Source organism: Mycolicibacter arupensis (assembly GCF_002086515.1).
In the GTDB taxonomy this organism is placed as follows: Bacteria; Actinomycetota; Actinomycetes; order Mycobacteriales; family Mycobacteriaceae; genus Mycobacterium; species Mycobacterium arupense.
Genome location: NZ_MVHH01000016.1, coordinates 45,793 through 64,481 on the forward strand (window position 1 = coordinate 45,793; position 18,689 = coordinate 64,481).

General features: G+C 67.8%; 17 protein-coding genes. 6 read left to right on the forward strand and 11 right to left on the reverse strand.

Annotation, left to right across the window (positions count from 1 at the left end):
• Window positions 1-18: 18 nt before the first annotated feature.
• Both BST15_RS10215 and BST15_RS10220 read left to right on the forward strand, forming a co-directional pair.
• On the forward strand, window positions 19-819 hold the full coding sequence (locus BST15_RS10215; RefSeq protein WP_083070927.1) for a DUF1906 domain-containing protein: 801 nt from the start codon (window positions 19-21) through the stop codon (window positions 817-819).
• Window positions 816-1,544 carry a hypothetical protein gene (locus BST15_RS10220; RefSeq protein ID WP_198528291.1) on the forward strand — a complete coding sequence of 243 codons (729 nt, stop codon included), beginning with the start codon at window positions 816-818 and terminating at the stop codon, window positions 1,542-1,544. The genes BST15_RS10215 and BST15_RS10220 overlap by 4 nt, the downstream gene beginning before the upstream one ends.
• Here the strand turns inward: BST15_RS10220 and BST15_RS10225 are convergent.
• The gene (locus tag BST15_RS10225; protein WP_046188856.1) at window positions 1,497-2,111 is read right to left on the reverse strand and encodes a TetR/AcrR family transcriptional regulator; all 615 of its coding nucleotides are present in this window, start codon (window positions 2,109-2,111) and stop codon (window positions 1,497-1,499) included. The two genes, BST15_RS10220 and BST15_RS10225, sit on opposite strands and share 48 nt — an antisense overlap.
• Window positions 2,092-2,880 carry an SDR family NAD(P)-dependent oxidoreductase gene (locus BST15_RS10230; RefSeq protein ID WP_411431640.1) on the reverse strand — a complete coding sequence of 263 codons (789 nt, stop codon included), beginning with the start codon at window positions 2,878-2,880 and terminating at the stop codon, window positions 2,092-2,094. Before BST15_RS10230 ends, BST15_RS10225 begins: the two co-directional genes overlap by 20 nt.
• 173 nt (window positions 2,881-3,053) lie before the next feature.
• Between BST15_RS10230 and BST15_RS10235 the strand changes: the two genes are divergently transcribed.
• From BST15_RS10235 to BST15_RS10250, 4 genes are all read left to right on the forward strand, one after another.
• Window positions 3,054-3,920, forward strand: a complete 867-nt coding sequence (locus BST15_RS10235; protein ID WP_046188890.1) for an LLM class F420-dependent oxidoreductase — start codon at window positions 3,054-3,056, stop codon at window positions 3,918-3,920.
• Window positions 3,917-4,432, forward strand: coding sequence for a nuclear transport factor 2 family protein (locus BST15_RS10240; protein ID WP_046188858.1), 516 nt, complete (start codon window positions 3,917-3,919; stop codon window positions 4,430-4,432). The genes BST15_RS10235 and BST15_RS10240 overlap by 4 nt, the downstream gene beginning before the upstream one ends.
• A gap of 81 nt (window positions 4,433-4,513) precedes the next feature.
• Entirely contained in the window at window positions 4,514-5,746 is a 1,233-nt protein-coding gene (locus BST15_RS10245) for an acyl-CoA dehydrogenase family protein (protein ID WP_046188859.1), read from the forward strand.
• Window positions 5,746-6,870 (forward strand): acyl-CoA dehydrogenase family protein, encoded by a 1,125-nt coding sequence (locus BST15_RS10250; RefSeq protein WP_046188860.1) that lies wholly within the window; start codon window positions 5,746-5,748, stop codon window positions 6,868-6,870. The genes BST15_RS10245 and BST15_RS10250 overlap by 1 nt, the downstream gene beginning before the upstream one ends.
• A 9-nt stretch (window positions 6,871-6,879) precedes the next feature.
• Here BST15_RS10250 and BST15_RS10255 read toward each other — a convergent pair whose 3' ends face one another.
• The 9 genes from BST15_RS10255 to BST15_RS10295 all read right to left on the reverse strand — a co-directional run bounded on the left by BST15_RS10255 (window position 6,880) and on the right by BST15_RS10295 (window position 18,610).
• Entirely contained in the window at window positions 6,880-7,212 is a 333-nt protein-coding gene (locus BST15_RS10255; protein WP_234808416.1) for a DUF732 domain-containing protein, read from the reverse strand.
• A 51-nt stretch (window positions 7,213-7,263) separates the two neighbouring features.
• The gene (locus BST15_RS10260; protein WP_046188861.1) at window positions 7,264-8,436 is read right to left on the reverse strand and encodes a sodium-dependent bicarbonate transport family permease; all 1,173 of its coding nucleotides are present in this window, start codon (window positions 8,434-8,436) and stop codon (window positions 7,264-7,266) included.
• A gap of 55 nt (window positions 8,437-8,491) precedes the next feature.
• Window positions 8,492-9,811: a PPE family protein gene (locus BST15_RS10265; protein WP_046188862.1), complete on the reverse strand. Its 1,320-nt coding sequence runs from the start codon at window positions 9,809-9,811 to the stop codon at window positions 8,492-8,494.
• Window positions 9,812-9,879: 68 nt separating this feature from the next.
• Window positions 9,880-11,151 carry a PPE family protein gene (locus BST15_RS10270; RefSeq protein WP_046188863.1) on the reverse strand — a complete coding sequence of 424 codons (1,272 nt, stop codon included), beginning with the start codon at window positions 11,149-11,151 and terminating at the stop codon, window positions 9,880-9,882.
• Between the two features lie 491 nt (window positions 11,152-11,642).
• The gene (locus BST15_RS10275) at window positions 11,643-12,671 is read right to left on the reverse strand and encodes a fused (3R)-hydroxyacyl-ACP dehydratase subunits HadA/HadB (protein WP_046188864.1); all 1,029 of its coding nucleotides are present in this window, start codon (window positions 12,669-12,671) and stop codon (window positions 11,643-11,645) included.
• Between the two features lie 91 nt (window positions 12,672-12,762).
• The gene (cydC, locus tag BST15_RS10280; protein ID WP_046188865.1) at window positions 12,763-14,403 is read right to left on the reverse strand and encodes a thiol reductant ABC exporter subunit CydC; all 1,641 of its coding nucleotides are present in this window, start codon (window positions 14,401-14,403) and stop codon (window positions 12,763-12,765) included.
• Window positions 14,390-16,000, reverse strand: a complete 1,611-nt coding sequence (gene cydD, locus BST15_RS10285) for a thiol reductant ABC exporter subunit CydD (protein WP_046188892.1) — start codon at window positions 15,998-16,000, stop codon at window positions 14,390-14,392. Before cydD ends, cydC begins: the two co-directional genes overlap by 14 nt.
• 56 nt (window positions 16,001-16,056) lie before the next feature.
• Entirely contained in the window at window positions 16,057-17,097 is a 1,041-nt protein-coding gene (gene cydB / locus BST15_RS10290; RefSeq protein ID WP_046188866.1) for a cytochrome d ubiquinol oxidase subunit II, read from the reverse strand.
• 43 nt (window positions 17,098-17,140) lie between these two features.
• Window positions 17,141-18,610, reverse strand: coding sequence for a cytochrome ubiquinol oxidase subunit I (locus BST15_RS10295; protein ID WP_046188867.1), 1,470 nt, complete (start codon window positions 18,608-18,610; stop codon window positions 17,141-17,143).
• Between the last annotated feature and the right edge of the window lie 79 nt (window positions 18,611-18,689).

The following is an 18,689-nucleotide window of genomic DNA, read 5'->3' on the forward strand; positions in this document are numbered from 1 at the left end:
CCGGTACCCTTCTCGGTTGTGACGCGTACCGCTTCGCGGCGCGACGTGCTCAGGTATGCCGCGTTGCTCGGCCCAGCACTGGCCCTGCCCGGCGCCTTCGGGGCGACGGTCGGCGTCGCGCGCGCCAGTGCCAGCGGACTGCAGGTCATCGACTTCGCCGACCGCCTCGTCCAGCCCGAACAGATCAAGGCCGCGGGATTCGATGGGGCGCTGGTCTACGTCTCCGAACTACGGCCGGGCGCCACCTTCGATTTCAAGCCGGTCACCCGCGACTACGCCGACGGGCTGCGGGCGGCGGGACTGCAGGTGGCCAGCTGCTACCAGTACGGCAAGCCGGGCTGGACGCACTCCCCGTCGGACTTCACCCGGGGCTACGACGGCGGCGTGGCGGACGCCCGCACGGCTGCGCGTCTCCACTCCGACGCCGGGGGCCCACCCACCGCGCCGATCTTCTTCAGTGTGGACGAGGACATCGACGCGGCGACGTGGAAAAAGCTTGCTGTCCAATGGTTTCGCGGGATCAACTCGGTGCTCGGTGTCGAGCGCACGGGAATCTACGGCGGTGCCCGGCAGTGCACCTGGGCCATCGCCGACGAGGTGATCGGAAAATCGACCAGCGCCGGCTACCGGTGGGCGTGGCAGACCCGCGCCTGGTCACACGGGGAACGTGAACCCGCAGCCGTACTCTTCCAGCGCGAGATCGTCACCGCGACCGAGCCGGGCTACGTCATCGACGGCGTGCATGTGGACGTCAACGACGTCTTCGCTGCGGACTTCGGCCAGTGGGACCTCACCCGAGAACAGGGGGGACAGTCATGATCGACAGATCTTGGGACGCAGCACGGGTGGCGCGCTGGTCCGGAATCCTCGGTGTCGTTTTACCGGCACTTACCCTGCTGGTGTATCCGATCTGGACATTCCCGGAGACCCGGACGCAATCGGTCGATGTGGCGCGGTGGGCCTTGGCGCACCACGACCGGCTGGTGCTGACCATGACGCTCAACACCATCGGCGTCACGCTGTGGCTTGTTTTCGGCGCCGCGGTCTGGGCCTACCTGCGCGACCGGGTTCCGGTGAAGTCGATACTGCCGACCTGTTTCGCCGGTGGCTACATCGTGAGCGTGACCTTGCTGCTGAGCGGGTTCACCGCCTTCGATCTGTTGTTGTACCGGCGCCGCAGCGCGGATGCGGCTTCCCTGCTCTACGACCTGACGTTCGGCCTGCTGGCCATGTCGGGCATGCCTATCGTGGTCGCCCTGGTGGCGTTTGCAATCGCGGTCTATGTGCGCGGCGTGCTGCCGGCCTACACCGGGCACCTTGCGGTCGTGGCCGCGGTGGCCCATCCGGTGCTCATCCTCAGTTTCATCTTCCGGGCCGGTCCGCTGTCGCTGGAAGGCCCCACGATCACCGCGATGCCGGCGTTCCTGTTCGCCTGGATCCTGGGGACGGCATTGGCCATGCCCCACCCGGGGCGCGGCTCGAACACCGGCCCCCTGTCAGGCCAGCGCCGCGGTGACACGCGGGTCGACTCGCCAGGGCGCTAACAGCAGTTCGCAGGCCCGCCGCATATCGCCTTCGGCCTGATCCGGGGCCGTCGCACCCATCACCGCCCACGACAGGATCCCGTACGCGCACTGCTCCACCAGCAACGCCAGCTGACGATCCGCCGGCGTGGGTTGCGCGATCCCGGCAACGGACAAGATGCCGTCGCGCAGGCCGAAGTCTTCGGCGGCGCTGGACTCGGACCTGCGGGCATTGACCGAGGCGATCATGGCGCGGGCCAGACGTGGCCGCGCGAGCATCGATCGGCAGATGCCCATCATCAGATCGGTGACATCTTCTGCCGGACATCCCGTCGGCGGGTGCCCAGGACCGGCATTGCGGGCGTAGTGCAACAACAGTGCGCTGAACAGGTGATGCTTGGTGGGGTAGTAGCGATACACGGTCGCGATCGACACCGCGGACTGATCGGCCACGTCCTGCATCCGGACCGCCTCCAGCCCGTCCCTCGCACCGAGGCGGGCTGCGGTGGCAAGGATTCGGTCGCAGCGTTGACGCTGCGCGGCGGTGCTGGGGATGGCGGCCTGACGCTCAACCGGCGGGCGGGGCATCGGACTCGTGGGGGGTCGAATTGAGCAGCAGTTGCATCGTCCGATGCGCGGCGAGAACCGCCGCGGACCGATCCGAGGTAGCCCGGAGCGCGGGGTTGCCGGCGTGCGCCGTGATCACGTGCACCGGCCCGTGGGGCAGCGCCTCGAGTCCCTCGCGGGCGACGTCGGCTGGATCGGACACCCGCATCCCAGGGATGTCGAAATTGAGCCCGGCCCGCCGCATGGCAGGCGTTCTGGTCACCCCGAGAACCAGCTCCAGGACATGGACGTTGGCGGCACGCAGTTCCAGCCACAGGCCCTCGGCGTAGATCCGGGAGAACGCCTTGGCGCCGCCGTAGACGCTCTGGCGTGCCGACCCGAGATACCCGGCCAGCGACCCGACCAGCAGCAGGCCGCCCCGGCGGCGCAGGCGCATAGGCGAGCCGAAGTGATGGACCAGCCCCAGCGGAGTCCGCACATTCAGATCCAGCACGCGCTCGAACGCCGCCAGATCGCCGTCGAGGAACTCGGCGCTGTGCGTGTTGGCGCCGGCGTTGTAAATCAGCAGCCCGACTTCACGTTCCGACGTCGCCGCAGCGACGTGCGCTGCGGCGTCTGGCCGGGCCAGGTCCATGGCGAGTTCTTGGACTTGTACCCCCAGTGCGCGGCAACGATCGGCGGTGTGGCGCAGCGGAGCCGGTGCACGCGCGATCAAGACCAGGTTTACGCCCGCAGTTGCCAAGAGCTGCGCGAACTCGGCTCCCACACCTTCGGAGCCACCCGCCACCACGGCCCACGGACCGTACTGTGATGCCCACCCGGATTGATCACCGCTAGACAACCCAGCCTCCCATAACTAAAATGAATTCTAGTTTCGCCCCTGGCGAGGTTACCCCACTCTCGCGACGCAGCGGAAGGCCCAGAGTCATTGCGGTACAACGGTCGCTCCGAATGGGCCCGCTGATGCGACTTGGCCTGGCCACGCCCATGGTGATCCAGATTCCCGGGGTTGCGTCCAGCTGGGAAGCCGACGCCGCGGTCAGCGACCTCGTCCAGATCGCCGCACTCGCCGACCAACTGGGATTCGCCCACCTCACCTGCTCTGAGCACGTCGCCGTTCCCGCCGACGCCGCCGGCGGCCGCGGGGCCACCTACTGGGATCCTCTGGCCACGTTGGCTTTTCTGGCCGGCCACACCAGTCAGATCCGGCTGGTCACCTCCGTTGTGGTGCTGGGCTATCACCATCCGCTGGAGATCGCCAAGCGTTATGGGACCCTCGACCGCCTCAGTGCAGGACGGCTGACCCTGGGCGTCGGAGTCGGCTCGCTGCGTGAGGAGTTCGATCTGCTCGGCTGTGCCTGGGACGACCGTGGCGCGCGCGCCGACGACTCACTGGCCGCATTGCGCGCGGCGTTGTCGCAGACCCGCCCCGCCTATCACGGCACCTACTACAGCTTCGAGGGCATGCTCGTGGAGCCCTGCGCCGTCCAAGCGCGGGTGCCGATCTGGGTGGGTGGGCACACCCGCCGCTCACTACGGCGCGCGGTGCAGCTGGGCGACGGTTGGACACCGTTCGGCCTCAGCGCCGCCACATTGACCGAATATCTTGGCGGGGTGGACCTGCCGGAGGGTTTCACGGTGGCCTTGTCCACGCCGCCCCTGGACCCGATCGGCGCCCCACAGCAGACCCTGGATCGCATCGGCAGGCTGGTTGATCTCGGTGCCACCGACGTCAACGCCGCCCTCGCGGCACATTCCGCGGCCCACTATCTGGACCAGCTCCGCGCACTGGCAGACCTGGCAGAGCTGCATTGTCGGGAGGGCCGATGATCGAGCACCGGCTGGCTGATCTGCAGCGGAGGCTAGAGCAGATCGAGGACGAGCGCGCGATCGAACGGCTGATCGCCTCCTACGGTCCTCTGGTCGATGCCGGTGACGCCGACTCCGCGGCCGCGCTGTGGCGCCAGGACGGCGTGTACGACGTCGAGAACTGGCTGATGAACGGGCGCGAGGAGATCGCGGCGATGGTCCGTTCAGCCGGACACCAAGGCCTGATCACCCATGGGTGCGCCCATGTCCTGGGCCCAGCGGTGGTCACCATCGACGGTGACGAGGCGGTCGCGGTCTGCGAGTCCACGCTGCTGGTCAAACAGGACAGCGGGTTTCGCATCGCACGCGGCGCGGCGAACTACTTTCACCTTGCGCGAGTGCCCGGCGCGCCCCGGCAGTGGCAGATCCGTCGGCGCGTCACTCGGGTACTCGACGGCGCCGCAGAGAGCCGGACCCTGCTGTTTGACGGCATCGCGGGACGCATCCGTGCGGACGGTCCATCCAGCGGCTGAGACGGCCCGCCTCGGTCCGGGCCGAGGCGACGGCTAGACTCCCGCGGACAACGCCTAACGCCGGCACGGCAGGGGAGATTAATGGATCTGCGGTGGTCGGAGGAAGACCGGGCATTTCAAGCCGAGGTTCGGGAGGTTCTCGATCAGAAACTGACCCCGGAACTGCGCCGCGCGGGAAGGCTCATGACCAGCGTCTACGCCGATCATGAGGCCAGCATGGCGTGGCAGGCCATCCTGCATGAGCGGGGCTGGGCGGCGCCGGCGTGGCCGGTCGAGCACGGCGGGTGCGACTGGACCCTGACCCAGCACTACATCTTCAGTCGCGAATCGACCCTTGCCGGCGCCCCGGCCCTGTCGCCGATGGGTATCAGGATGGTGGCTCACGCGATCGTCCGATACGGGACGGACGCGCAGAAGCAGTACTTCCTGCCCCGGATCCTCACCGGCGAGGTGTTCTTCTGCCAGGGCTACTCCGAGCCGGAGGCCGGCTCAGACCTGGCAGCCTTGACGATGGCTGCCAAAGACGACGGCGACGACCTGGTCTGCACCGGCAGCAAGATCTGGACCACACATGCCGGTGAGGCGAACTGGATGTTCGCGCTGGTGCGCACATCGCGCGGCGGCAAGAAACAGCAGGGCATCACCTTCGTCCTGATCGATATGACATCGCCCGGCATCGAGATCCGCCCGCTGGTGATGACCTCCGGTGAAGAGATCCAGAACCAGGTGTTCTTCGACGAGGTCCGGGTTCCCAAATCCAACGTGATCGGGGAGATCGACGCCGGCTGGACCGTGGCGAAATACCTCCTGGAATTCGAGCGAGGCGGTGGCGCGGTGGCGCCCGGCCTACAGGTGATGGCCGAAGAGGTCGCCACCGTGGCCAAGGGGCAGCCCGGGCCCAGCGGTGGCAGCCTGGCCGACGACGACGCCTTCGTGCGCAAGCTGGCCGACGCGCGCATCCGCGCCGAAGTGCTGGAGATCCTCGAATACCAGGTGCTCACCGCGGTGGCCGAGGGCCGCAACCCGGGGGCGTCCTCGTCGATGCTCAAGATCTTGGGCACCGAACTCAGCCAGGAACTGACCGCATTGGCGCTGGAGGCGGCCGGACCGCGTGGGCGGATTTATCAGCCGCACGTCACCGCGCCCGGCGGACCGATCGCCGACTACCAGCCCCCCGCCGACGGGTACTCGTCCGGCGAACCCTGGCAGGCGGTGGCTCCGCTGCGTTACTTCAACGACCGCGCCGGTTCGATCTACGCCGGCAGCAACGAAATTCAGCGCAACATTCTGGCCAAGGCGGCATTGGGGCTCTAATGGACTTCAACCTGAACAACGAGCAGCAGATGCTGCGTGACGGCATCACCAAATTCCTTGCCGCGCGCTACGAACTGGAGACAAGCCGTGCCGCCGCCAAGACCGGCGCCGGCTGGCAGCCCGACATCTGGAACGCCTTCGCCGGTGAACTGGGCATTCTGGGCGCGACCTTCCCCGAAGAGTTCGACGGAATCGGCGGCGGCGCAGTAGAACTCATGGTTATCGCCGAGGCGCTGGGCCACGCGCTGGTGATCGAACCCTACGTCGATGCCGTCGTCGTCGCCGGCGGACTGCTGCAGCGTTCGGGCAGTCCGGTGGCCGCTGACGTGCTCAGGGACCTGGTGGCCGGGACTGCGGTCACGGCGTTGGCTGCCGCCGAACCGGATTCGGCCGACCGTTGGCAGGACGTGGCCACGCTCGCGCGCCCCGACGGTGACGGCTGGGTGCTCAACGGCGCGAAGATCATGGTGCTGGCGGGACCCCTGGCCACGCATCTGCTGGTCACCGCGCGTATCGACGGCGACGACGGAATTTCGTTGTTCCTCACCGAGGCCGATGCCGCGGGCATCGAGCTGCACCCCTACCGCACCATCGATGACCGCAGTGCGGCAGACATCGTGTTCACCGACCTGCGGCTGCCCGCCGAGGCATTGCTGGGTGAGCGGGGCCAGGCATGGCCTTCGTTGGCGCAGGCCCGCGACGAGGGCGCCGCGGCGATCTGCGCCGAAGCCGTCGGCTGTATGCGCAAGGTGTTGGCCGACACCGTCGAATACTGCAAGCAGCGCCAGCAGTTCGGACAGCCGATCGGCAGCTTCCAAGTTTTGCAGCACCGAATGGTGGACATGCTCATGGAGGTCGAGCAGTCTGCCGCCGCGGTCTACTTGGCGATCCTCAACCTCGAAGCCGACGAGCAGACCCGCGCGCGTGCGGTGTCGGCGGGCAAGGCCACCATCGGCCGCGCGGCCCGCTTCGTGGGGCAGGAAGCGGTCCAGCTGCACGGTGGCATGGGCATGACCGAAGAGTTGGCGATCGGCCATTACTTCAAGCGGCTCACCGCGATCCAGTACGAGTTCGGAACCACCGACCATCACCTGGCTCGCTACGCGGAGCTGACCAAGGCGTAGCCGGGCCGCCTACTTCTGCAGGTGCTGCGGGCAGTAAGCCTTGGCCGCCGCCGCCGCGAACTTCGAGGCGTCTTCCATGCTCAGCCCCGGATTGTCGGCCGTGAGTCGTTTGACGACCGCCAAGCCAGACTCTCCGTTATTGGCCATGCTGCAGACGGCATGGCCGGCCACAATGGCCTGACCTTCACTGGCGAACGTAAGCCCGGAAGCCTTGATGGCCGCCAAGAAGGCGGCATCGTTGGCGGCGCTGTCGCCGCCGCCGTCGGGGTCCGCGCCCGCCGGCGCGGCCCCAACGATGGCGACGGCAACACCCCATGCCAAAAACATGCCACGCAGGCTCATCCTGCTCCCACCTACGCGCCTGCCTGATGTCGTCATGGTGCGCAATCCCCCTTACTGACCCGTGATGACGTGGGCGAGCTCGATGTAGAGCGGGATGCCGATCGTCACGTTGTAGGAGAACGTCAGGCCCAACGATGCGGCCAGCGGAAGGCTGGGGCTGGCCTCCGGAATCGCGATGCGCTGGATCGCCGGCACCGCGATGTAGGACGCCGCACCGCACAGCACGGCGAACAGAATGTAGGTGCCCAGCTGGAAATGGATGCCGGTCAGCTGCGAGTAGGTGTGCGCCACAAACAGACCCAGCGTGGCGAACAGGTTGGGAGCCAGCAAGCCGAAGAAGATGAAGCCCCGGCCGGCGGCGCGCAGGTCCTTCAGCTTGCGTGCGGCAGTCAGCCCCATCTCCAGCAGGAACAGGCACAGCACCCCTTGGAAGGCGGTGACGAAGACCGGGTCGTCGACGCTGGTGACCTTGGAGCCCTGCAGGCCGCTCACGAAGCCGATGATGATGCCACCGAGCAGCAGGCAGATACCGGGGTTGAGGAAGACCTCGCGCACCAACTCCTTGTTGATCAGGCGGCCATTGGGGGTTCCCTCTGCCTCCGCGCGACGCTCGGGGGTCATCTCCAGGGACAGTCCGCCCGTCGGGTCGGCGCCATGGGCCGCGACCACCGCCGGGCGGGCGCCCGCCGGCACCGTGTAGTCCGGCTCGTTGGGCATGTTCCCGGCGGCGTCCATCCCCTTGTGCCGCAACCGGGCGACCAGGAACAGCGCAACCAAGCAGCCGGGGATCTCCATGATGGCCAACATCACCGGCATGTAGGCGTCGAAGGCCATCCCGACGGTGGCCAGTACGCCCATACAGGTGGCGAAGGTGCCGGCGGAGTCGGAGCCGTAATACCCGGCGACCGTTGCTCGGTCGATCTCCCGCATTCGGGTCATGTACTTCAGGAGCAGATAGGCAATTGTGCCGATCAGGAAGTTCAAGGCGAATCCGACCACCATGAAGCCGAGGATTCCGCCGATCTGCGAGACGTCGATCTCGGCGAGTTCCTCGCCGCCGTGCCAGCCGATGGCCAGCAGCAGGTACATCGTCAGTCCCTGATACAGCGCGTTCGGGAATTCGAAGGGCACCTTCGCCATGGCGATCAGGAAGCCGAAGTAGAAGAACAACAGCAGCGGCTTGAACAGGTTGTGCGTGAAGTTGTGCCAGAACTCGAGAAGCATGACTCTCTCTTTCAGGGGAAGGTGCGGGGCGGGGTGGGGCGCGGCCCGGTGGGCGTCAGCTCAGCGGCGCTGCTGCCTTCTTGGCGCCCTTGAGGTGTACGGCGTGCACGCCGGGCTTCCTCGAGAGTTCGTCGAGCAATTCATCGAGTCCGGCCTGGTCGACGTTCCAGTGCTGGACCGCTTCGGGTTGGCTCTGCAGCTTGGCGATCACCGCGTCGAGCTTGACGGGAGTCTTGGCCTTACCGCCCTGGATACGAATGCGTCCGCCGCCCGCGGCGGTGCGGGGGCTGGCGCTGCCCAGGGCGCCTCCGGCCATACTGCCCAGCGCCGCCTGGTTGAGCAGGCCACCGGCCATCCCCGAAGCGGGGGCGGCGGCCAGGCCGGCGGCGGGAATGCCGGTGGCCGCCAGCCGGATCGCGGGACTCGCCGAGGCCCAGCTCGGTGGCACGGACAGGTTACCCACCAGGTTCGCCTCGGCCATCCCGGCCGACACCGACGAGGTGAGACCGGCTGAGCCTGCGTGAAGCCCGGCGCCCAGACCGGTGAGCGGCAAGCCTTCGAAAACGCGGCCGAGCGGAGTACCGAACTTGGTGAAGGCCGCGATCGGCCAGTTGACCAGCAGCGAGGTGTCGTTGAACTGGGTGGTCAGACCGATGGGTGCCTTGAGTGCGGCGAACATCGCGGAAAAGGTCGCGCCGGCAGTCGGATTTCCGGTCAGTGAGGCCAGCGCGTTGTTGATGAAGGTGTTGTACTGAGTCGCGATGTCGGCGAAGAACTGCAGGATCTGGCTGCTGCCCGCGGTGGTCGCCGCCGAACCGACGCTGCTCGCCGACGTCGCCGCGGCGATCCCGGTGGTGGTCTGCGGCGGTTCGGTGAACGCGGTGATCTTGGTGGCAGCAGTGGCCGACGCGGCGTAGGTCTCCATGGCCGCGGCATCCTGGGCCCACATCTCCATGTACTGCGCTTCATTGGCCGCGATGGCCGCGAGGTTCTGTCCCAGGAAGTTGGTGGCGTAGAGCATCTGGTTCTGCGTGCGGTTGGCGGCCACGACTTCCGGCGGAATGGTGGCGGCGTGAGCGGCTTCGTAGGCGGTCGCCGCCGCCTGCGCCTGGGCGGCGGCCTGGGCCGCGATGGCCGCGGTGGACGACATCCAGGCGGTGTAGGGCTCAGCGGCTGCGGTCATCGCCGCTGCCGACGGACCGGTCCATGACTCGCTCGCGAGCGAGGCCAGCACCGCGTTGTATTCGGCTGCGGCAGAGCCCAATTCGCTGGACAGGCGCCCCCATGCGGTTGCGGCTGCGGTCAGCGACGCAGAGCCGGCTCCCGCGTACATGTTGCCGGAGTTGATCTCTGGTGGAAGCAACGAGAAGTACATTTCGACACCCTTATCTGGTCGCGTGCGACTGGGTCAGCGGGCAGGGATCGCGTCTGGTCATCGCTGTCTCACTCATCCAGCGCCGGGATCACGATGATGGTGGCGGCCGCCGGGTCGGCCTCGCCGGGCGGAATGGGACCGAAGGCGTCGGCCCCGCCGCCGTTGCGCAGCGACCGGGTGGCTGCGCCGACACCCTGGGTGGCCGTGGTCCCCACGCCGCGGCCCAACAGGCTGGACAGCGCCATCTCACCGAACATGGCGTCCTGGCCGGCGACGGCGGCCAACGGAGCGGCCTCCAGCGTCGCAGGCAAGGACGACGCCATGCTGACCAGTTTCGTGGCAGGCGCCGCGACCGCCCAGGAAGCGGGCACCGACAACTTGCCGACCGTCGCCGCATTGCCCAGCGCGCCCGTGGCACTGCTGATGGCAGAGGCCGGCAGTGCGGTATTCGCCAGAGGTGCCAGCGGGACAAGTGCCCCGGTGATGGCTTTGGGGCCGGCCAGGTAGGACGACACGGCCATCGCGTTGATCGGCCACGAGTAGATCTGGCCGGCGGACAGGAAGGGACCACCGATCAGGGAGGTCCAGCCCAGCAGCGGGCTGTACGGGCCCGTCAGCGTGCTCCAGATCGTGTTCCAGTTGGTCAGGTTGGTGGAGAACCACGGCGGGACCGTGGCTGCGGAAGGGTTAGACACCAGCGACTGCAGGGCCTGGGGCATCGCATTGACCAGCTGGGAAAGCTGCTGCGCGATGTTCGACGCCGCCGAGTTCCCGGTGGCCTCCGCCGACGCCGCCGCTTGGTTGGCCGCACCGGTGGGGTTGGTGGTCTCCGGGGGCTGGCCGAAGGGACTGAGCTGGGTGGCTGCCGCGGCCGAGCCGGCGTAGCCGTACATGGCACCCGCGTCCTGGGCCCACATCTCGGCGTAGTGCAGCTCGGTGGCCGCGATCGCCGGGGTGTTCTGCCCGAGAAAATTGGTCGCGATCAGCGTGGCCAGCTGTGTCCGATTGGCCGCGACCACCGGGGGCGGCACGGTGGCAGCGAAGGCCGCCTCATAGGCCGCGGCCGCAGCGCGGGCCTGATTGGCGGAGAGTTCGGCCTGTGCGGCCGTGGTGCTCATCCAGGTCACGTAGGGCTCGGCGGCAGCGGACATCGAGGTCGATGAGGGGCCCGACCATTCCCCGGCAAGGCTCGAAACCACGGATTCGTAGGACGACGCCGTGGAACCGAGTTCGGCGGCGAGGGCGTCCCAGGCGGAGGCGGCCGCGAGCAGGGGCCCGGAGCCCGCACCCGCATACATCCTGCCGGAGTTGACCTCCGGCGGCAGTGCAGCAAAATCCATTTCGAGTGACTCCTTACGTCACGCGCTCTGACTGCCGACGCCTGAATCGCGTGAGAAACCGAAACCTTAGACGGCCGTTGTCTATTCAAGGTCCCTGCGATGTAAACAGCGTGCGACTTTTTTCAGTTGATATTCGTACCAGTCAACCTTTGAAAACTGTTGTGAGACAGCTGTCATCAAGCTAGCCGTGGCGGCAGCCCGCTCACATAGGCCTTTTGACGGGACGTTTGCTCGCTGATTATCAAAGAGGAGAATTCGCAACCGTTTCAGGTTTTCCGGTTGTGTCATCGGCCGGCTTATCGGTACCGGTCAACGCCTCTTCACCGTCGAGGCCTCTTTGCCGTCGAGCGGAATCACCTTCGCAAACGCCGTCTCAGTGGACTGATACTAGCGACGCTTTGCTGGAAACTGGCTGTCAGCGAACTGGATCTTCGCTGTAGCTGTACTGCCGAAGGCCTGTCAGGCCTGCGAAGGGTTGTGCGGGCGCCGGCTCAGCGGAACCGGACGTGCAGGGTGGCAAGGCCGAAAATCTTGCGGTTCTCGGACTTCGCGGCGACCAGGATGACACCCGTGCGAGTGGCCGGGTCCAGCGACTTGATCTTGCCGCTGAACTCGATATCGGCGCCTTCCTTAGCCGAGACGATCGCCGGAGCGGACAGGCGCACCGCGTACCGGGTGACGGCGCCCGGGTCACCGGTCCAGGCGGAGGCGAATCCGGCCCCCAGGCCCATGGTCAGCATGCCGTGGGCGATCACGTCGGGGAGCCCGGCCAGCTTGGCGATGTCTTCGTCCCAGTGGATGGGGTTGGCGTCGCCGGCGACCCCCGCATAGTTGACCAGGTCGCCTCGGGCCAGGCGGGTGTGCCGCACCGGCAGTGTGTCGCCGACCTTGACCTCGTCGAAGGACGGCGTCGCCGGAGTCCGGGTCAGGCCGACCTCAGAGATACGCACCTCACCCTCCGGGCGCACCGTCTTGTGGTAAGCGGCGTCGGATTCACCGACGTCCAGGATGTTGACGTCATGCATCATCGCGTTGTGCACGGCCGTCTTGACGGTCGGATCGATGTCTTCAGCCGTCACCCCGACGACGGTGGTGTGCAACGTGTGCACCCGCTCACCTGCGGTGTCGGTAAAGGTGTTGGTCACGGTGATCAGGTCACGGCCGGCGATCCGGCGCACCGAGGTCAGCTCCACGTCGATATGCAGCTCGTCACCGTCGACGATCGGCCGGTGCTGCTCGAACACCTCTTCGGTCTGCATGTAGGTGTCGTAGCCGACGACCACCGACTCGAACATCCGACGGTTGCAGTTCATGCCCGGCACCGAGGTGAACGTCAGGGGCGCCACCAGCCCCGAATAACCCATTTCCGCAGCGGCGGCCACATCCCAGTGCGCGGGGTGGTAGTCCTGCACGGCGCGCGCGTACTCCCGCACCTTCTCCCGGCCCACCACGTAGGTGCCGTCCATCCGGTAGTAGTGGCCGACCCGGGATTCCAGCGCTGACGTCTCTGCTGCGGTCATGAGTTGAGTCAACCGTTCTATCTACTGGTTTCGGAAGCCGACTCAAGCACCCTAGCCCGGAGCTGACCGTCGCAGCCCGGCGCTGCCCTCGTTAACGCAGGCGGACCTGCTGGAAGCCGCCTCCCGCGGGCAGGTGGTGGGTGGCTACCACCACCGTCCGCTCGGCGCCGAACAGCCCCGGCGCCGCCAACACGGCCCGCAAGAGGTCATCGGAGTCGGTGATGTCGAGGTGCTCGGTGGGCTCGTCGAGCAGCAGGATCCGGGCTGGTGAGAGCAGCGCCCGGGCCAGCAGCAACCGCCGCCGCTGACCCGCCGACAATCCCTGGGCGCCGCCGGACAATACGGTGGCCACACCGTCGGGCAGACCGGCCAGCCACGGGCCGAGTCCTACCCGGCGCAACGCCGCGACCAGCTCGTCGTCGCGGCAGTCGCCGCGCGCCACCAACAGGTTGTCGCGGACGGTGGTTGCAAAGACGTGCGCATCCTCGGCGAAGAAGCCGACCGTGTGCCGCTGTTCGGCCTCGGGAAGCTTCGTCAGTGCGCGGCCGGCCACCGACACGTCCCCGCTCAGCGGCGGCAGCAGACCGGCGAGGGTCATCAGCAGTGTGGTCTTGCCGGACCCGCTGGGTCCGGTGACCGCCACTCGGTCCCCGGGCGACAGGTCCAGGCACACCCGGACGGACCGTTCGCCTCGGTGCCCGGACTGGAGGTCGGCGTGCAGCGGCGGCGTCGGGGTCGGGCCGTTGCGGGTAGGGCAGGGCGGATCTGCTGCCTCGGGCACTGCCGGCGCCACGGCGAGCAGCCGCCGCGCGGCGATCCGCGACCTGGTCAGTTGGACGGCGGCTCCCGGCAGTGCAGTGGTCGCCTCGAACGCCGACAGGGGCAACAGCATCAGGATTGCCACGGTGGTGGGTGCCACGGCGTCGGCGAGCCCGATCCCGGCGACTACCGCGCCCAGCACGCTGACCGCGATGGCGACGGTGGGCAGTGCCGCGGCGATCGCGGCCGGTTTGGCGGCCTCGTCCAGTGCCGCCCCCCATGCCCGCTGCCGGCGTTGTGACTCCGCGATGAGGCCGGGAAGCAGGCCGGCGATCCGCAGTTCGGGCGCGTACTCGAGCGCCGACATCGCCGCGAGGTCGCGTTCGGCGAGGTGGTCACGGGCGGCGTGCTCCTGTGCCGTGGCCGCCCGCGCGGACAGCCATGGGGCTACGGCCCCTGCGACCAGCAGACAGGCCGCCAGTACCGCCGCGGCGGCCGCGGAGATCGCCGCGATCACCGCGGTGGCGGCCACGGCGAGGAACGCCGCGACGCCGATGGGGAGCAGGGCCCGGACCACAACGCCCGCCAGCTCGTCGACGTCCGCGCCCATCCGCGCCACCAACTCGCCACTGGGCAACCGTGCCGCGGCCTCTGCCGGTCCGGTTGCCAGGCGCCGATAGAGCTGTCCGCGGGCGGTCCCAGCGGCGGCCAGTGCGGCATCGTGACTGACCAGCCGCTCGCAGTAGTGCAGGACACCGCGGGAGATCGCCAGCGCCCGTACCGCCACCACCGCGATCGACAGGTCCAGTACCGGCGGCATCTGCCAGGCTCGGGTGATCAGCCAGGCAGAGACCGCGGCCAGGGCCAGCGCGCTGCACAGGGACAACGTGCCGAGCAGCCACGCCAGCAGCAACCGGGGCAGGCGTGGCCGTAACAGGTCGAGGGCCGACAACAGCGGATCAGGATTGCGCACAGGGGGCGGGCCTTTCACTGTGCACGGTGACCACTTGGTCGCCGATCGCCAGCACCGCGGGTCGGTGACCCACCACCACGATCGTCGCGCCGGATCGCGCGCGTGTGACCAGCGCGTCCAGAACCCGTTGTTCGGTGGCGCCGTCCAGATGCGCCGTGGGCTCGTCGAGCAACAGCACCGGCGCTGCCGATCCCAGCGCCCGCGCCAGCCCCAGCCGCTGCCGCTGGCCCAACGACAACCCCACGCCACCGCGGCCCAACGGGGTCTGCAGGCCATCGGGCAGCTCCGCGAGCACCGCATCGAACCCGGCCGCGGCGCAGGCCGCCTCGAACTGGACGAGTTCGCCGAACAGCGCCAGGTTGTCGGCCACCGTCCCCGGCACCAGCGCCGGGCGCTGCGGCAGCCAGCTCAGTTGGGCCCACCATGCCGGCAGGTCCAGCGCGGTGACGCCGACGCCGGCCACCGTGACCTGTCCCGAGGTCGGCGCGGTCAGACCCGCGATGACTGCCAGCGTGGTGCTCTTTCCCGCACCGTTTGCGCCGGTCAGCACCGTGACCTGACCGGGCTCGATCCGCGCGGTCAGACCTGCCGGCGCAGCACCGTCACGGCCGGCCACCCGCAGCTGATCCAGGTCGATGGGCGCGCCCTCAGCGATGACGATGCAGTCGCCCGTCGGTGTACCCGACTCGCCGATCAATGCGAAGGCCTGCTCTGCGGCGGCGCGGCCTTGCTCGGCGGCATGAAACTCCACTCCGATCCGGCGCAGCGGCCAGTACACGTCGGGCACCAGCAGCAGCACGGTCAGTCCCGCGGTCAGGCTCATCTCGCCGAAGACCAGCCGCAGCCCGATGCTGACGGCCACCACCGCAACGCTCAGCGTGGCCAGCAGCTCGAGCACCAGCGCCGACAGGAACGCGATCCGCAGCGTGGCCATCGTGGAGCGGCGCTGCGCGTTCGACAGCTCGGCGATGCGCTGCTGGGGCCCGTCGGCCCGGCCGAGCGCGCGCAGGGTGGGTATGCCGGCGATCAGGTCCAGCAGCCGCGCCTGCAACGTCGTCAGGGCAGACAAGGCCGCCGCGGAGCGATCGGTGGTGGCAAGACCGATCAAGACCATGAACACCGGGATGAGCGGCAAGGTGATCACCACCAGTGCCGCGGCGCGCCGGTCATATCCGGCGATCACCGCCACGGTGACCGGAGTCAGAACGGCAGCCAGCAGAAGTGCGGGCAGATACGCGGTGAAGTAAGGGCGCAGCCCGTCCAGTCCCCGGGTCACCACGGTTGCCGCGGCGTCCCGTTCGGCGGCCAGCCGGCTGGGGGAGCGTGCGGTGACCGCAGCCAATACCCGACCGCTCAGGTCCGCGATCACGGCACTGGCGCCGCGCTGCCCGAGGCGGGCCTGCAGCCACTGCGCCACTGCGCGCACCGCCCACAACAGCGTGAGGGCGGCCAACAACGGTGCCCAGTGGCCGACCGTGCGTGTCGACGGCTCGGTGATCACCTGAGACACGATGTGGGCCAGGACGATCGCGGAGCCGATAGCGCATGCCGAGATCACGACCCCGCAACCCACCATGCCCAGCAGGAACCGGCGCAGCGCAGCCGATTCCCGCCACAGGCGCGGGTCCAGTGGAGCTCGGGACTTCTGGGGGCTCAGGACGGCTGCCTGGACAGCCCGATGGAAGCCGGTATCTGCTCGGCGGAAATCCGTTGCCGGAACACCCAATAGGTCCAACCTTGATACAGCATGGTCAGCGGGGCGAAGATCACCGCAGCCCACGTCATGATCTTCAGCGTGTACGGAGTTGAGGAAGCGTTGTAGATCGTCAGACTCCACTGCGGATCCAAGGTGGACGGCAGCAGGGCGGGATACAGCGCGCCGAACAGCAAGACCACCACCGCGGCGACCACCACCGCGGTGCACGCAAACGCCCAGCCGTCGGACGTCCGGCGCCACGTGAGCCCTACCGCGGCCACCTGCGCCAGCACCGCGATCCCCAGCACCAACCAGGTCCAACCGGCGCCGTAGACGAGCTGGGTCCACAGCCCGAAGCCGCCGACCAGCGCGGTCGCCGGCAGCGACAACCGCGCGGCGAAGCGGTGCGCGTCGTCGCGGATCGGACCCGCGGTCTTCAGGGCGGTGAAGACCGCGCCGTAGAACAGGAACAGTCCGCCGGTGGCCAGCCCGCCGAGCAGCGTGTAGGCGTTCAGCACGTCGCTCAGGGCGAGGTGGACATGGTGGCCGGCGTCCACCGGCAGGCCCCGGACCAGGACCGCGAACGCCACACCCCACAGGATCGCGGGCAGCCAGGAACCTGCCGCGATGGCGCGATCGGCCCAGGCCCGCCACTGCGGGTCGTTGATCTTGCCGCGCCACTCGATGGCCACGGCGCGCACGATCATGCCGAACAGGATCGCCAGCAGGGGCAGGTACAGCGTGGAGAACACCGTGGCATACCAGTCCGGGAAGGCGGCGAACATGGCACCGCCCGCGGTGAGCAGCCACACCTCGTTCCCGTCCCAGACCGGGCCGATGGTGTTCAGCGCGGCGCGCCGGTGAGCCTCGGGGTCCCGCGAACCCGCCCGGCCGAACGGCGCCATCAGCATCCCCACCCCGAAGTCGAAGCCCTCCAACACGAAGAACCCGATGAACAGCACCGCGACCAGTAGGAACCACACCTGATTCAGGTCCACCGCGACGACCTCCTTTTAGGCTCTGTCCGGCCAGGCCGGCGGATCAGTAGGCGAATGACAGTGGAGCCACGTCGTTTTCGTCGGCGGGTACCGGCGGCGCGGGCTCGGCGTCGTGCTCGAGCGGCCCCTCGGCCACGTAGCGTTTGATCAGCCAGAACCAGATGACCGCGAGCACCGCGTAGACCAGGGTGAACATCACCAGGGAGGTGACCACCACGCCGACGCTGTTGCCCGAGACTCCTTGGGCGACGGTGAGTCGCACGTTCGGGTCTCCGGTCGGATTGGGGACCACGACCCAGGGTTGTCGGCCCATCTCGGTGAACACCCAGCCGGCGCTGTTGGCCAGGAACGGCGTGGGAATGGTGAGCAGGGCGAACCAGGAGAGCCAGCGCTGGTCAGGGATCCTGCCGCCGCGGGTCAGCCACAACGTGACCATCGCGAAGAGCACCGGCACCAGCAGGAGCCCGATCATTGCCCGAAACGACCAGTAGGTGACGAACAGGTTCGGCCGGTAGTCGCCTGCGCCGAACTTCTGCTCGTAGTGCTGCTGGATGTCACGGACCCCGTCGAGCCGAACACCGGTGAATCGGCCCTCGGCCAGGAACGGCAGTACATAGGGCACCTCGAGCACCCGGGTCAGGTGGTCGCAGTTGTTCTGGCGTCCCACGGTCAGGATGGAGAAATTCGGATCGGTGGCGGTGTCGCACAACGATTCCGCCGACGCCATCTTCATCGGTTGCTGAACGAACATCAGCTTGCCCTGGATGTCGCCGGTGAAGAACAGCCCGACCGCGGCCACCAGTGCCACCCAACACCCGAGGATGGCCGCCGGCCGGTACAGGGTGGCCGCATCCCCCTCGGCGTGCTGCGCGGTGTCGACCCTCCGCGCGCGGATCATCCACCAGGCGCTCACTGCGGCGACGAAGGTTCCGGACGTCAAGAACGCCCCGGTGATTGCATGCGACAAGGCGGCCTGGGCGGTGTTGTTGGTGAACAGCGCCACGATGCTGTCCAGCTCGGCGCGCTTGGTCTCGGGATTGAAATGTGCGCCCACCGGGTGCTGCATGAAGGAGTTGGCCGCGATGATGAAGAACGCCGAGACATTGGTGGCGATGGCGACGATCCAGATACACAGCAGGTGCACCACTCGTGGCAATCGGCTCCAGCCGAAGATCCACAGCCCCAGGAACGTGGATTCGAAGAAGAAGGCGGCCAGCCCTTCCATTGCCAGCGGTGCGCCGAACACATCACCGACAAAGCGTGAGTATTCGCTCCAGTTCATGCCGAACTGAAATTCCTGCACGATCCCGGTGGCAACCCCGAGTGCGAAATTGATCAAGAAGAGTTTTCCGAAGAATTTCGTCAGCCGGTACCAGGCGACGTTGTCGGTGAGCACCCACACGGTCTGCATGACCGCGACCAGGGGAGCCAAACCGATTGTCAGCGGCACGAAAATGAAGTGATAAACGGTGGTGATGCCGAACTGCCACCGCGATACGTCGACGACATTCATGGGCGATCTCCCGAGGCTACGGAGCCGATGCTACGACCGAGTGTAGTAGTTCTGGCGCCACGGCACTAGAGGTTTATCC

Bases quoted from the DNA above. Each gene is read 5' to 3' on its own strand.
- BST15_RS10220 (WP_198528291.1), top strand. From the start codon at position 816: ATGATCGACAGATCTTGGGACGCAGCACGGGTGGCGCGCTGGTCCGGA.
- BST15_RS10225 (WP_046188856.1), bottom strand. From the start codon at position 2,111: ATGCCCCGCCCGCCGGTTGAGCGTCAGGCCGCCATCCCCAGCACCGCC.
- BST15_RS10235 (WP_046188890.1), top strand. From the start codon at position 3,054: ATGCGACTTGGCCTGGCCACGCCCATGGTGATCCAGATTCCCGGGGTT.
- BST15_RS10240 (WP_046188858.1), top strand. From the start codon at position 3,917: ATGATCGAGCACCGGCTGGCTGATCTGCAGCGGAGGCTAGAGCAGATC.
- BST15_RS10245 (WP_046188859.1), top strand. From the start codon at position 4,514: ATGGATCTGCGGTGGTCGGAGGAAGACCGGGCATTTCAAGCCGAGGTT.
- BST15_RS10250 (WP_046188860.1), top strand. From the start codon at position 5,746: ATGGACTTCAACCTGAACAACGAGCAGCAGATGCTGCGTGACGGCATC.
- BST15_RS10255 (WP_234808416.1), bottom strand. From the start codon at position 7,212: ATGAGCCTGCGTGGCATGTTTTTGGCATGGGGTGTTGCCGTCGCCATC.
- BST15_RS10260 (WP_046188861.1), bottom strand. From the start codon at position 8,436: ATGCTTCTCGAGTTCTGGCACAACTTCACGCACAACCTGTTCAAGCCG.
- BST15_RS10265 (WP_046188862.1), bottom strand. From the start codon at position 9,811: ATGTACTTCTCGTTGCTTCCACCAGAGATCAACTCCGGCAACATGTAC.
- BST15_RS10270 (WP_046188863.1), bottom strand. From the start codon at position 11,151: ATGGATTTTGCTGCACTGCCGCCGGAGGTCAACTCCGGCAGGATGTAT.
- BST15_RS10275 (WP_046188864.1), bottom strand. From the start codon at position 12,671: ATGACCGCAGCAGAGACGTCAGCGCTGGAATCCCGGGTCGGCCACTAC.
- BST15_RS10295 (WP_046188867.1), bottom strand. From the start codon at position 18,610: ATGAATGTCGTCGACGTATCGCGGTGGCAGTTCGGCATCACCACCGTT.